Origin of the sequence: Mesorhizobium sp. B2-5-11 (assembly GCF_006440835.1) — a bacterium.
Classification (GTDB): domain Bacteria; phylum Pseudomonadota; class Alphaproteobacteria; order Rhizobiales; family Rhizobiaceae; genus Mesorhizobium.
Genome location: NZ_VFUK01000025.1, coordinates 1 through 13366, shown reverse-complemented (window position 1 = coordinate 13366; position 13366 = coordinate 1). Strand labels below are relative to the sequence as shown.

The following is a 13366-nucleotide window of genomic DNA, read 5'->3' as shown; positions in this document are numbered from 1 at the left end:
ATCCTGCAAGGTGGAGAACATCCGCTCCGAGCGGCCTCGCGCTTCAGGGGAATAGGCTGGAATATGTTCGATACCCAACTCATCTGCTTACGACACGGCGTTCCCGCCGCCTTGACAAAGAGGTCGCGGGCTCCTATCAAAGTTTGGGCAGATTGACCACATTATGGTCACATCGATGGCGACCTTGGAGGACGTGGTACAGGAACCGCTGACATGCCGATTGCGCTGGAGAAACTGGCCAGCCGCCGCGAACTCGAAGCCAAAATCAAGTCCGCGGCTCACTATCGGCGCATTGCGCAATCCAAAGGCCTCCCGTGCGAAAACCCTGATTCACCTGCGGCCATTCGTGCCGGCAGTGACACCCCGAACCGGAAGGAAAGCCTTTGTCGAAACCCGCCGCCACCGTGTTGATACCAGGCTGGATGCACGAGCATGCCCGCTGCATGCTCGGAACGCATTTCAGCCTGGTCGAAACCCCTGACTGTGACATTCACGCCCGTTTGTCCCCGGAGGTGCGGGCGTCAATTCGTGGCGTGGCCTGTCGCGCCAGAATCGATCGGCAGTTCATAGACGCCCTTCCCAACCTTGAGATCATCGCCAGCTACGGCGTCGGCTACGACGCGGTGGATGCTGCCTACGCACGAAGCAAGAATATCGTCGTCACGAACACCCCTGATGTCCTGAACGAGGAGGTCGCCGATCTCACGTTGGGGCTCCTTATCAGCGTCGTGCGCGAGATACCCAAGGCGGCAGCCTTCGTTCGCGGGGGCCACTGGAAAGCATCGGACTACCCGCTTAGCCGTCTGACACTGCGGAACCGCAGGGTCGGCATCTACGGAATGGGGCGGATCGGTCGCTGCATCGCCCGACGAGTTGAAGCGTTTGGGCTTCCTGTTGCCTATCACAGCCGGCGCCCGGCGGAGGGGGTTGCGTACGACTACTTTTCTTCACTGCTGGAACTTGCCAGTGCCGTCGATGTGCTCATCTCCATCGTGCCGGGCGACCCGTCGACCGCAAACAGCGTGAATGCCGAGGTGCTGTCCGCCCTCGGGCCCGAGGGCGTGTTCATCAATGTAGGCCGCGGAACCGTCGTGGACGAGGATGCACTGATCGGCGCCCTGCGCACGGGAGCCATTGCGGCGGCCGGCCTCGACGTGCTCGCGGATGAACCCAATGTCTCCGAAGACCTGCTGGCGCTCGATAACCTGACGATCCTGCCGCATATCGGGTCCGCGTCGGTCAGTACGCGCACCGCAATGGCGGACCTCGTGGCCCAGAACGTGATCGCCTGGTTCCAGAGTGGAGCGGCGATCACACCCGTACCCTAGACAGCCTCCGATCAGCCGCCGAGGCCTCCTGCACTGTCAGCGGACGTTATGATCCATGCACGTTAACCCAACAGGCAAGCATCCGATCGACAGGCCCTGAAGCGCCGCGGTGAGGCGTTGACAACCCATTAATAGTCTGCCCAATATGCATTGTTGGACATCGCGTCCACATTGTGGATTTTTCTGATCGGTCGATGCTTGGGGTTTCGGTCAGATTCGCGGTGTCACCATCGGTCAAGCAGAAAACGGAGGAGTGACTCTCATGAACCTATGGAAAGGCGGATTGGCCGTGGTGGCCGCGCTGGCGATCGGGGCGGTATCGTCCACCGCGGCGCTCGCACAGACGGTGTTCACCTGGACGCCAAAGCCGGTGGCGCTGGCACCATACAAGGCCCCGAACAAGCCGCACACGACGATAGCCGACGTGCGCGCCAAGATTTCTCCCGCCAATCAGTCCAAGACTTGGCACCAGGAGATCGTCAGCGACGCGCACCTGCGGGCTTCATGGGTTCAGTTGGCGGTCGGTGATCAGTCGCCGGCCATGTTCATATCGGATACTCGCGCGGCCTTCATTGTCTGGGAAGGTTCGGTCGAGTTCACGATCGGGAGCGAGGCGCCGTTTACGGCCACCAAAGGCTTTATGGTCCAGGTCCCCGCGCGCACGCAGTTCCAGATGAAGAACGTCGGCGCGGTGCCGTCCTTGCACTTCGAGGTCTTCACCGCGGACGCCAAGATCACTTACCCGCAGGCGGCGGCAACCTTGCCTAAGCCGCAGCCGGGGATGACCTGGGCGTTGACGCGACAGGATCCGGGTGCAGAAGCCCTTGGGACAGGCAATTCTACTTTCAGGGATTTCCTTGCTTCGCCCTCGGGCGGCGCATTCGTAACCGCCCCTGGCTTGTTCGTTAACGCCATCCGCGGCCAGGCGTTCAACTGCAATATGCAGTCCCCCACGGCGCTCGGACACAGGCACATCAACTATGGTGAATTCTGGTTCATCATGGAAGGTCAGATCCAATACAACCTCGAAGGCCTGCCGGGCTTCGTCTCGGAGGCCGGCGACATTGTCTATGTCCCGGCCGGCCGGTGGCACTCGGCGGCGAACTATTGTCCGGGGAGTGACACGCGGATTGCCATCAATCCCTTCCCGACCGGTACGCATAACTGGCCGCCGACTGCCAGCCAGCCCAACCCACCGATGCCCCCGATCTCGGGCAAGGGATGGCTTGATTGATGTTGCCGGTGGCCCGTCCTCATCGTGAGGGCGGGCCGTTGGTCTGACCTGACTTTGGCGCGGGGGAGCATCGGCCGGGGTGTATTCGCGGGGGCGCGTTCATCGTGGCCGTAGAATTGATCACACCGCCCGTCGGAGGCTCGTCGGCGCCGTAGCAGAAGCGGCGTACCGTCCGCTTCAGCAGCCAGGGACGCCATATCGTTAGTCTTGGCCGAATAGGCCATTCTCGTACCGCCGGTCCTGTTCCTTAGTGGTTGCAGTTCCTGCATTCTGGTTCCTTTGAACCAATTCTTGGGAGGTTGAACTATGAAGAAAGTATTGTTTCTGACTGCGGCGCTGCTGGGAGGGCTCTTGGCCGCCGCTCCGGCCATGGCTCAGAACCCGCGCCTGGGCTACGTGCCTACGGAAGACCATCCGGTCGGACAGGCTTCGCGCTATTTTGCGAAGCTGGTGGAAGAGAAGACGGGCGGGCGCATCAAGATCGACACGTTCGGAAATGGCGTGCTCGGCAGCGAGCCCGAGATGCAGGCGTCGGTTCAGGCCGGCTTCATCGATATCATGGTTGGCCCCACGCCCAACCTGGTCGGCGTCGTTCCGCAATTCATGATCTACGATCTTCCGTTTTTCTACAAGGACTTCGCCGCGGTCGATGCCGTCATGGACGGCGCGGTCGGCGAGCAGCTGTTTGCACAGCTGAAGGAAAAGACCGGCATCGTCGGTCTGGCGTGGTGGGACAACGGCTTCCGCCACATGACCAACAAGGTTCGTCCCGTCAAAACGGTGGACGATATGGCAGGGATCAACATCCGCGTCATACCCAACCCGTTGTTCATTGCGACCTGGACGGCTTTGGGAACCAATCCGACGCCGCTTCCTTGGCCTGAGCTGTACAGCGCGCTCGAAAATGGCGCCGTCGATGCCCAGGAGACGCCGTACGCTCTTATCTACACCGCAAGGTTCTATGAGGTGCAGAAGTATCTGACCAAGACGGGCCATGTCTATACGCCGTTTGTTCTTCTCGCGAGCCAGAAATGGTTTGGAAGCCTCTCCGAGGAGGACAAGGCAGCCGTCATGGAAGCTGCGAAGGAATCGGCAGCCTTCCAACGGGATCTTTCTCGCAAGGAGGCAGGGAAATTGGAGGCGGAGCTCGCGGCGAAGGGCTTCGAGATTTCCCAACCCACGCCTGAAGCGCTCGCAGCCATGACCGAACGCGTTGCGCCTGTCGTGAAAGAGTACAGCGAAAAGATCGGCGTCGATCTGGTCGAGCAGGCGCGCGCCGCTATGGCGGCAGTTGCCAAGCCATAGAGGTCTTATGGCGCCGGAGCCAGGTTCGCCTGCTCCGGCGTCCATTTGCAGAAGCATCGTGCGTCCGAGTCAGTTTGAAGCCGCAAGCAGTGTGCGCGGCTTACGACACGTCGCAGACGCCAAGGTTCAACAAATTGACGATGCCCCCGCGCTCCAATCCGGCTTCCGGCATCCGGGCGCGACCGGCATCGACATCTCTCACTCTAGTTGGGGATAATCAAAATGAAGAAGACGGCACTACTCTCATCCAAACGTTTCGCTTCGACACTTCTGGCCGCGACGGCGATGGCGCTGGTGTCTGCGCCGGCCTGGGCCGACGACAACTTCGCTAACGTCTCGCAGACGGGCAGCGGCAACACTGGCATGGTGGTCCAGGGTCCCGGCGACGAGAACGAAGTCGGCACCGCGACGGACGCGGCCAGCCAGAACGGCTCGGGTAACAACCTCGATGTCGGGCAGGCCGGCAACCGCAACCAGGTGGGTACCCGCGGCACCGGCCTCGACCAGACAGGCGACGGCAATGTGCTGGTCATCGACCAGCTTTCCGACGGCAACCGCGTCAACCAGATCAACCAGAGCAGCGCAAGCGGCTCGGGGAGGCTCAACAGCGCGACCGTCACCCAGCAGACCGCTTCGGGCGAGCCTGTGGATGGGCTCTCCACCGTCACCGGCATCGCACAGACGCATGTCTCGGGTGCTGCCAACACTGTGGCGATCACCCAGACCAGCGAAGGCGCCGGCGGCAACATCATCGGCACCGGCAACGCTGACTCCGTCAGCGGCGGGGTGATGCAGACCGGCGGCGGCAACGACGCCAACCTGAGCCAGACCGGGGCAGGCAACCGCATCGGCGCCTCGCTCCAGAACGGCCAGGGCAATGCGACGGCCATGAGCCAGGACGGCGACGGCAACGCGATCGACGGGTCGCAGGTCGGCGATGGCAACACCGCGGAAGCGTCGCAGGTCGGCAACTCGAACGGCACGACCGGCTTCGGCACCTTTGTCAGCACCTCGTCCTCGGTGACGCAAGGCTTGATCAAGCAGGAAGGCAACGGCAACAGCCTGCTGCTCGACATCCTCGGTGACGGCAACCAGTTCGGCATCGACCAGTCCGGCTCGGGGAACGACGCGGTGGCTCGGGCGACCGGCAACGCCAACGAGTTCGCGGTGGGCCAGACGGGCGACGCGAATATCGGTCGGATCGCGATCGGAGACCGGGATGGCGCCAGCAACGAGAACCTGGTGGTTCTGAACCAGGACACCGGCTCCTCGTTCGGCAATGAAGCCGAGATCCTGGTCGACGGAAACGGCAATACGGTGTCGGTCGATCAGCTCGGCGCGATCGGCTACAATGAGGCGGCCGTCGACGTCCAGGGCGACGACAACGACCTGGCTGTCGACCAGAACGGCAGCAATCAGAGCGACGTGTACGTCGTCGGAAACGCCAACGACGCAACGCTGGACCAGGACGGCGCCGTCAACAGCGCGCTGCTCGAGATCATCGGGGACGACAACGAGTTCGACGTTGACCAGTCCGGCGATTACAACGAGGCGACGGCGCGGGCGACCGGCAACGCCAACGACGTCACGATGAGCCAGACGGGAGGCACCAATATCGGCCAGATCCTGGTCGGCGACCGGAACGGCGGCAGCGACGACAATGTCGTGGCTCTGAACCAGGACAGCGGCGCCTCGTTCGGCAATCAAGCCGAGATTCTCGTCGATGGAAACACCAACACGATTTCCGTCGACCAGCTCGGCGTGACCAGTCTCGATTACGGCAACAACGTGCTCGCCGACGTCTTCGGCGACACGAACCACGTCGCGGTCGACCAGGTCGGCAGGAACGAGGGCTTGGTGTCGGTGGTCGGAAACCTCAACACCGCATCGCTCGACCAGACCGGCGACTCCAACAACGGGCAGATCGAGATCCTCGGAGACAGCAACGAGCTGGCGGTGGTCCAGTCCGGCACGTTGAACGATGCGCTGGGCCTGGCGACCGGCAATGGCAACGAAGCGCTGATCAGCCAGGTTGGCAGCTTCAACACGGCCCTCATCACCTTCCAGGGTGACACGAACGGCGCGAACGGCTTGACTGGCGCTGCGGGAGCTCTGGCCGGCAGCTCTGGCGGCCTCCTCATGGCGGGCAGGGCTCTTCAGGACTCGTCCTCGGCCCTGACGGGGAACAGCCTGACCTATGAGGTCATCGGCAATCTGAACCAGTTCGCCTTTGCTCAGATCGGTGGCGGCAACTCCATCACCGGCCTCGTCGGCAACGCCGGCGCATCCGATGGAAACCAGGTTGCCGTGTTGCAGAACGGGTCGAACAACGTGACGTCGTTCACCCAGAACGGTGGCGGCTCGAACAGCCTCTCAGTCTCGCAGTAAGCACTATCGGCCGGGCGGGAAGCCGCCCGGCCGACGTCTTCGAGCAACATTCAACCGCGTGACAGGGGTTACACGATGACATTCAAGCTGACACTTGCGACCACCACGGCGGTCGGACTTCTCATGGGGGCGGCACTCGCAGGCGAGAACGAGGCCTATATCGACCAGATCGGCGACGGTAACTCGGCCTCCATCGTCCAGGGCCAGTCGAACGGTTCAGCCGTCGGCAACAGAGCCGGACATACGACGCAGCGAATCCGGCAGGACGGCACCGACAACGAGCTGATCATCAACCAGACGCATGACTCGAACGTGAACAGCCCGCCGCGCAACCAGATCAACCGGGCAGGAGCGCCGGGCGACCAGGCGGGTCTTGGCATCGACCAGATCGGAAACTCCAACTATCTGCGAATCGATCAGACGGGTGCCAACCAGGCCGTCTTCGAGGTGCAGCAGAATGGCGGCACGTCTGCGACGACCTCTTCCAACAACGCAACGATCACCCAGAACGGCGGCTGGTCGGCACGCGTCTCCAACTTGCGGCAGACCTTCACCGGCGGCGCCGCGGACGGTTCCAACGACGTCACCATCACCCAGACCGGCCAGTCTTCGCGCGTGGGCAACACCAGCAGCGGCCCGCGCAATGACGGCAGTGGCGCGCACCAGACCGGCTTCGGCAACCAGCTGACCGTCAACCAGACTGGCAATTCCCAGCTCGTCTACACGGCGACGCAGATCAACAGCGCCTCGAGCGGCGGCACGAACGTCGGGTCGGTGACCCAGGGCGGCGGCAATGGCAACCAGATTCGCGAGCTGAGCCAGACCAACACCGGCGCCCTGGACAACACCGCGAGGCTGACCTTCTCGGGTGCCGGCAACGGGGTGACGTCCGGCGTCTTCACCGGGGTGGCGCTGGGCGTGGGGATCTCCCAGTCGCGCATTCGCCAGACCGGGGAAGGCAACGACCTGAGCTATGTCGCGACCGGCGACGGCAACCTGTTCGGCTTCGTCCAGGACGGGCTGGGTAACCGGATCGTCGGCACTGTGGACGGAAGTGCCAATCAGGTCGCGGTATCGCAGGAAGGCGACGTCAACAGCGCCGAACTCGAGATCCGCGGAGACAGCAACCAGTTCGGCATTGCCCAGATTGGCGAGGCAAACGAGGCGCTGGCGTTTGCGAACGGCAACTCCAACGAACTTACACTGAGCCAGATCGGAATCGCCAATCTCGGCGAGGTCCTGATCGGATCCCGGACCGCCGGCAGCAGCGACGACAATGCGGTGGTCCTGAACCAGGACAGCCTCGCTTCGTTCGGCAATGTCGGCGAGATCGACGTCGACGGGAACGCCAACACGATTTCGCTCGACCAGCTGGGCGTGATCGGCAGCAACTACGGGACCGTCGACATTCTCGGCGACGAGAACGCCGTGGCGGTGGACCAGGACGGCAGCAATACGGGCGAGGTGTTCGTCACCGGAAACCTCAACGTCGTTTCGCTCGACCAGGAAGCCATCTCCTCCTTCGGTAATGAAGCCGGGATCCGCGTCGATGGAAACAGCAACAACCTTGTCGTCGATCAACTCGGCGCGGCCGGCTCCAACGAAGCGACAGTCGACATCCAGGGCGACCAGAACGACGTGGCGGTCGACCAGGAGGGCAGCAATACGGGCGGGATGGTCGTCACCGGAAACCTCAACGGCGCAACGCTCGCCCAGGACGGCGCCATCAACAGCGCGCTCATCGAGATCTACGGGGACGGCAACCAGTTCGACGTCGATCAGGACGGCACCTTCAACGACGCGGTGGCGCTGGCGAACGGCAATGCCAACGAGGTCACGCTGAGTCAGACAGGAGACGTGAATACCGGCTCTGTCGACATCTTCGGCGACCAGAACGATGTAGCGATCGACCAGAACGGCAGCTTCAATACGGTCAGCATGACCTTCCAGGGGGACTCGAACGGCAGTGGCAGCCTGACCGGCGCCGCGGGATTGCTGGTCAGCACGTCTGGCGGTCAACTCGTGGCGGGCAGGGCGCTTCAGGACTCGTCCTCGGCGCTGTCGGGCAATAGCCTGACCTATGACGTCGTCGGTAATCTGCACCAGTTCGCCTTCGCCCAGATCGGCGGCGGCAACACGATCGACGGGTCGACCATGGGAACCGGCAACGAGGTCGCGATCGTCCAGGCGGGGAACAGCAACTATGCATCGTTCAGCCAGATCGGCAGCTCAAACAGCATTGGCGTCTCGCAGTAGGGTCGCCGGGCGGCCCCGTCAGCACGTTCCGTAAAAAGCGCAGTGAGGGCGGGCGCAGGCGCAAATAGCGATCCTGCCATGTACGTTGGGGAAAAGCGGCAGGGTGGCGGAAACGGTGCCTGGAAGTGTTTGCAAGAAACGCCGTTATGGCGGTTTTCATTCGCAAGGTGTTGGGGGAGATGAGATGATGAAGACTGCTTGTGCGGCGCTTCTGACCGCTGGCGTTGTTCTGGCTGCCGCGGGCGGTTCGGTCGCTCAGGATATGGTTTACACTCCGGTCAACCCCTCCTTCGGCGGCAGCCCGCTGAATTCGTCTCACCTGCTCGGCCTCGCCAACGCCCAGCGTACGGCCACGGCCCGCACGCCAGGCCCGGGCACGGATTCGACGGATCCGAGCGATCCGGGCTCCACCGACGCGGACCTCTTCATCCGCCAGCTCCAGAGCCGCCTGCTTTCGGGGCTCGCGAGTCAGGTTACCGAGGCGATCTTCGGTGACAATCCCCAGGACTCGGGTACGGTCCGTTTCGGTGAGACGACCGTCACCTTCGAGCGGACCGTCGATTCGATCCGGCTGATCATCACTGACCCGACCGGCGTCACCGAGATCGTGGTGCCCCTGCTGGTCGCGACAAACAACACCGTGAATTCCCTCATGCAGGGCGCTGGTGGCCTGGAGTCGGGCAACGCTCTGTCCGGCGGATTGAACACCGGCGCCCTGAGCGGCGACCTGACGTCGAGCACGTCGCTCAGCCCGGGGCTCAATTGATTTCGATGCGGGATGGATCAGTGCGAGTGCGGGCAGCGGCCTCACGGGAGGGCGACATGCCGAAAAGCCGGCGCTTTGGGACAAAGATCGCAAGGGTCGCCGTCGTAGGCGCACTCGTGTCAGTGCTTGGCGGATGCCAAGCGGTGCCGACCGAAGGCGTTCTGCAGCCTGTTTATACGCCTGTGACGAAGCAGAGCCACAGCCTGCGCACCATCCCGGCCCCCTCGAAGCGAATTACCGTCGCCGTCTACGATTTCCCCGATCTCACCGGCCAGTACAAGGAACGCGAGAACGTCCAGACCCTGTCGCGGGCTGTCACCCAGGGCGGTGCGCCCATGCTGATCAAGGCCTTGCAGGATGCTGGCGAGAAGCGCTGGTTCACTGTGCTCGACCGTGCCCGCCTTGACGACCTGCTCAAGGAACGGCAGATCGTCACCGAGATGCGGCGGCTCTACCGCAACGAGCAGCGTATCGACGCGCGGGTCCTGCCGCCGCTCGATCACGCGGGCATCATCCTCCAGGGCGGAATCACCGGTTACGACACCAACACCATGACGGGCGGCATCGGCGCGCGCTACCTGGGCATCGGCGGCGATGTGAAGTGGCAGCAGGACACTGTGACCGTCACATTGCGGGCCGTTTCGACGAACACGGGAGAGGTGCTGTCCAGCGTGGCGGTTCACAAGATGATCGCCTCCTACGCGCTGCAGGGCGGTGCATTCCGCTATGTCGCCCTGGACAAGATCCTCGAGGCTGAGGCGGGCGTCACCCAGAACGAGCCCAAGCAGATCGCCGTGCAGCAGGCCATCGAGAAGGCGGTGATGGGTATGATCATCGAGGGCGCCGAACTCGGTGTCTGGTCGTTCGAGGACCGGGATGCAGGACGCGAGCTGATAGCCGACTACCGCAACGAGAAGTATGGCACCAAGCTGACCGCGGCCGCTGAAATCGTGCCGCCGCCCAAGACACGCAACGCCGCGGACGTCGTCGAGACGACAGCCGCATGGCCGCGCGCGGCGGCTGCGCCGCGACGCACGACTCCGGCCCTGGCGGCTCCGCCGCCGGGCGCGCCCGTTCCCGTGGCTCCGCCTCCCGCAGCGCCGGACGAAACCGTCGGCTCGCTTGAGCCGGGCGTGGCCGTTCCCGAGGCTTCGCCTGCGGTCGCCGGCGCGGCGACGGCGCCAAACCCTGCCGCGACTCCGAAGGCGGCCCGGCAACGTGACTATGTGGCCTCGATAGCGCCGGTGCGTTGACGATGCTCATGGACCCTCTCAATCCGTTCTCCAACGCAAAGGGCGGCGCGGCGCTTACCCTCCTGGCGTCGGTGCACGGCGACAGCAACCAGTTCGGTGGCGTGGCGCCTCAGGCTGGTTCTGGCAGAGCGCCGTCGTGCTCCAGCAATGACCTTGTCTTCGGTCGGACCGGAGAAAGCGACGTTGCTTCAACTTTGATCGATCCCGAGGCCCGGATATTAGGCAGCACTTGCGATGATCTCCCCACATTACGAGGGGACTGTAACAATGAATCTGCATTCTGTCTTTGTTGCGGGCGTCGTCTTGGCGTCGGCGCCTGCCCAGGCCGGCAACGAACTGGTTATCCTGGCCCAGCACGGGTTGTCCAATTCGCTCATGCTCGGCGTGAGCGGCAGCCTCAATGCGGTGTCCGTTCTTCAGGCCCACCACGGTCTCGGCGCGGCGAACGTGATCGACGTCAACATCGAGAGCGATTTCAACGGCGGCCCGCTTGGCCCGTCCTTCATCGGAGCGATCCTCTCGGCTGGCCTCACGCCCGGTTCGATCACACAGAGCGGATTCGACGACCACATCATCGCCAGCGTAACCGGCAGCTACAATCTCTTCGCTTTCGCGCAGGAGGGCAGCGGCGACCGGCTTACAGCCTCGATCTCGGGCATGGCAAATCAGGCAGCCGTCACCCAATCCGGAAGAAATAACGTCGTGGGATTTTCACAGTCCGGAAACGGCAATACGGTCAGCGTCTCGCAGACATCCTGGTGACGCAACACAGGGAGCTTGTTCGCATCATGCGCAAATCTACGGCTGTTCTGGCGAGCGCTCTCGTCTTATGTTCCTCTCCGGCCTTTGCTGGCGACAATAACGTCCTGAAGATCATCCAGACCAGCCCTCCTGGCGCGCTCGAGGGAAACGTCCTGTCGTCAGACCAGTCGCGCGCCACCGGTTCGCTTGTCGCCGGCCCGACGCAGCAGATGATGGATAACGCGCTCGGCGGCACGCTTGCTGTCGGCGACCTGTACCGGATGGACCAGGCGACTGCGCCGTCCGCGCTTCAGACAGGCCAGGGCAACACCGCAACGCTGACCATCGAAGGCGATGGTGGTCAGTTGTTTCTTCTCCAGGACAATTCGGCTGGCGGGACGTTGGGCAATTCGGCTCAGTTGAGCGCATTTGGAGCCGATTCCCTTGGCGCCGTCCTGCAGCTCGGCGATGGCAACGATGCATCGCTGACCGTAGGCGGTGGCGCAACCGGTCTGATCGTGCAGAACGGCAGCGGCAATGCCAACTCACTCACCGTGGGTTCTGGTGGCAGCGGCGAGATAGTTCAGAACGGCAACGGCAACACCTTCTCCACGTCCGTGGCGGCCAACACCGCCGTGACCATCACGCAGAACGGCAACAATCTTAGCCCGGTCGGCGTGACAGGCATGCAGGTGTTCTCGACGGCGCCGGGAACAGTTTCGATCACCCAGACCGGTTTCTAGCGATGCGCGGCGCGGCTGCACTCGTCGTGGGTCTTGCCGCCGCCTGCGGTGCAGGCGGCGCGGTGGCGCAGCACGGAGGCGCCGTCGCGGTCCCCTCCATCGCCATTGTGCCCACGGGCGCCGGGGTCCAGATCACTGCATCGGCCGTCGGCCTTGGCGTTGTGGAGATCGAGGGCTCGGTTGAGATCGACCGGACGGGCGGCTCGGGCACGATGACCACGCGCCAGAACCGCACACTGAGGCTCTCCGCCGGCCAATCCCAGGACATAGCCAGGACTGCGCTGTCTCTCGCCAAGGGCGACCACATCTCCATCAGGGTTGTTCTCCGGCAGGACGGCAGGGTCGTCGGCCAGGCCGAGGTTTCGGCGGGCGAGCCCTGAGGAAGTCGCTAGCTCCCTAATTTTCGACTTTTGCGCAGCGGAGAGGGCATCATGAAGGTTGCGAGATTTTTGACCGTCGTTCTGGCCGTGGCGGGCATGTCGTTCCCGGCCACGGTGGTACGGGCGCAGTCCGTGGACCAGTTCGTTCAGGCATTCAGCGGCACCTGGCAGCTCGTCGATGCGCGCTATTCCAACCTTCCCTCAACTTGCCACATGGCGCTGGGGTCGACAGCCGATGCGAACGGCCGCTTCGCCATTAAGGGGCTGGGCTGCCGCGGCGATGCCGCTCTGGTCAGTTCCTGGGGCGTGAGCGAGGGTCAGATGGCCCTGTTCGATGCGGCCGGAGCGGTGATCGCCCGTCTTGGCGGCAACCAGCGGCGGATCAGCGGCACCAGCGTATCGGGCGCTCCCCTGATCTTCGAGAAGGTCGGTGTTGCCGGAACGGCGGCCATGCTCAAGACTGCCAAGCGGGCCGGGGGCTGCTTCTATTCGGGCTTCACCAGCAAGTGCGCGGATGCGGCACAGGCCGCGCCTCCCGCGCCGGAAGGCGCCAGCGTCCAGGTCCTGGTTAACCTGAACGTCCGCGCCGAGGCGCGCGACGACGCTGAGGTGGTCGGCGTGGTTCCGTCGCAAACCTGCGTCACGACCGAACTGTGCATGACGGCGACCGACGGCGCCTGGTGCCGCGCCAAGTTCGGGGAGAGGACCGGATGGATGCGCAAGTTGGCCTTGCGCCAGAACCGCTGGGCCATCGTCACCTTCGACAACTCTTGCCCCAAGCAGGGCGGCTAATCTTGCGCATGTCGTCCATTCCTCGACTGTATCACAGCGTGTATGACAGTCGAGGTGGGTCAAACCCTTGGAAAATAACGCTTCAGGAAAATCAGCGGCTTAGGTGCCCTTCCCGAGAGATGGGTGACAGTTCATTCCGGATAGATGGGTTACACTTTCGGCCCTTTGCAAGGAGAGCAA

12 protein-coding genes are annotated in these 13366 nt (G+C 63.3%); all 12 read left to right on the top strand.

Annotated features, from left to right (window positions below):
- Positions 1-213: 213 nt before the first annotated feature.
- The 12 genes from FJ490_RS32930 to FJ490_RS32325 all read left to right on the top strand — a co-directional run bounded on the left by FJ490_RS32930 (position 214) and on the right by FJ490_RS32325 (position 13186).
- Positions 214-411: a hypothetical protein gene (locus FJ490_RS32930; protein WP_140646492.1), complete on the top strand. Its 198-nt coding sequence runs from the start codon at positions 214-216 to the stop codon at positions 409-411.
- A 32-nt stretch (positions 412-443) separates the two neighbouring features.
- Positions 444-1328: a 2-hydroxyacid dehydrogenase gene (locus tag FJ490_RS32375; RefSeq protein ID WP_140633757.1), complete on the top strand. Its 885-nt coding sequence runs from the start codon at positions 444-446 to the stop codon at positions 1326-1328.
- 262 nt (positions 1329-1590) lie between these two features.
- Positions 1591-2562 carry a cupin domain-containing protein gene (locus FJ490_RS32370; protein WP_140500993.1) on the top strand — a complete coding sequence of 324 codons (972 nt, stop codon included), beginning with the start codon at positions 1591-1593 and terminating at the stop codon, positions 2560-2562.
- A gap of 306 nt (positions 2563-2868) precedes the next feature.
- On the top strand, positions 2869-3867 hold the full coding sequence (locus FJ490_RS32365) for a TRAP transporter substrate-binding protein (RefSeq protein WP_140525785.1): 999 nt from the start codon (positions 2869-2871) through the stop codon (positions 3865-3867).
- 222 nt (positions 3868-4089) lie between these two features.
- A complete protein-coding gene (locus FJ490_RS32360) occupies positions 4090-6255 on the top strand; it encodes a hypothetical protein (RefSeq protein ID WP_140729612.1) in 2166 nt (721 codons plus the stop codon).
- Positions 6256-6330: 75 nt separating this feature from the next.
- Positions 6331-8511, top strand: a complete 2181-nt coding sequence (locus FJ490_RS32355; RefSeq protein ID WP_140729611.1) for a hypothetical protein — start codon at positions 6331-6333, stop codon at positions 8509-8511.
- 184 nt (positions 8512-8695) lie between these two features.
- A complete protein-coding gene (locus FJ490_RS32350; RefSeq protein WP_210239494.1) occupies positions 8696-9277 on the top strand; it encodes a curli assembly protein CsgF in 582 nt (193 codons plus the stop codon).
- A 56-nt stretch (positions 9278-9333) separates the two neighbouring features.
- The gene (locus FJ490_RS32345) at positions 9334-10530 is read left to right on the top strand and encodes a CsgG/HfaB family protein (RefSeq protein ID WP_181165454.1); all 1197 of its coding nucleotides are present in this window, start codon (positions 9334-9336) and stop codon (positions 10528-10530) included.
- Positions 10531-10797: 267 nt separating this feature from the next.
- Positions 10798-11292, top strand: coding sequence for a hypothetical protein (locus FJ490_RS32340; RefSeq protein WP_181165453.1), 495 nt, complete (start codon positions 10798-10800; stop codon positions 11290-11292).
- A gap of 26 nt (positions 11293-11318) precedes the next feature.
- The gene (locus FJ490_RS32335; RefSeq protein ID WP_140501006.1) at positions 11319-12014 is read left to right on the top strand and encodes a hypothetical protein; all 696 of its coding nucleotides are present in this window, start codon (positions 11319-11321) and stop codon (positions 12012-12014) included.
- Positions 12015-12016: 2 nt separating this feature from the next.
- Positions 12017-12394 (top strand): curli-like amyloid fiber formation chaperone CsgH, encoded by a 378-nt coding sequence (gene csgH / locus FJ490_RS32330; protein ID WP_140501008.1) that lies wholly within the window; start codon positions 12017-12019, stop codon positions 12392-12394.
- A 51-nt stretch (positions 12395-12445) separates the two neighbouring features.
- Complete coding sequence (locus FJ490_RS32325) at positions 12446-13186, top strand: AprI/Inh family metalloprotease inhibitor (protein WP_140501010.1); 741 nt, start codon at positions 12446-12448, stop codon at positions 13184-13186.
- Positions 13187-13366 lie beyond the last annotated feature (180 nt).

Excerpts from the sequence above, each read along its gene's own strand:
- FJ490_RS32345 (WP_181165454.1), top strand. The coding sequence starts at position 9,334 with ATGCCGAAAAGCCGGCGCTTTGGGACAAAGATCGCAAGGGTCGCCGTC.
- FJ490_RS32350 (WP_210239494.1), top strand. The coding sequence starts at position 8,696 with ATGATGAAGACTGCTTGTGCGGCGCTTCTGACCGCTGGCGTTGTTCTG.
- FJ490_RS32930 (WP_140646492.1), top strand. The coding sequence starts at position 214 with ATGCCGATTGCGCTGGAGAAACTGGCCAGCCGCCGCGAACTCGAAGCC.
- FJ490_RS32340 (WP_181165453.1), top strand. The coding sequence starts at position 10,798 with ATGAATCTGCATTCTGTCTTTGTTGCGGGCGTCGTCTTGGCGTCGGCG.
- FJ490_RS32355 (WP_140729611.1), top strand. The coding sequence starts at position 6,331 with ATGACATTCAAGCTGACACTTGCGACCACCACGGCGGTCGGACTTCTC.
- FJ490_RS32360 (WP_140729612.1), top strand. The coding sequence starts at position 4,090 with ATGAAGAAGACGGCACTACTCTCATCCAAACGTTTCGCTTCGACACTT.
- csgH (WP_140501008.1), top strand. The coding sequence starts at position 12,017 with ATGCGCGGCGCGGCTGCACTCGTCGTGGGTCTTGCCGCCGCCTGCGGT.
- FJ490_RS32335 (WP_140501006.1), top strand. The coding sequence starts at position 11,319 with ATGCGCAAATCTACGGCTGTTCTGGCGAGCGCTCTCGTCTTATGTTCC.
- FJ490_RS32325 (WP_140501010.1), top strand. The coding sequence starts at position 12,446 with ATGAAGGTTGCGAGATTTTTGACCGTCGTTCTGGCCGTGGCGGGCATG.
- FJ490_RS32370 (WP_140500993.1), top strand. The coding sequence starts at position 1,591 with ATGAACCTATGGAAAGGCGGATTGGCCGTGGTGGCCGCGCTGGCGATC.
- FJ490_RS32365 (WP_140525785.1), top strand. The coding sequence starts at position 2,869 with ATGAAGAAAGTATTGTTTCTGACTGCGGCGCTGCTGGGAGGGCTCTTG.
- FJ490_RS32375 (WP_140633757.1), top strand. The coding sequence starts at position 444 with ATGCTCGGAACGCATTTCAGCCTGGTCGAAACCCCTGACTGTGACATT.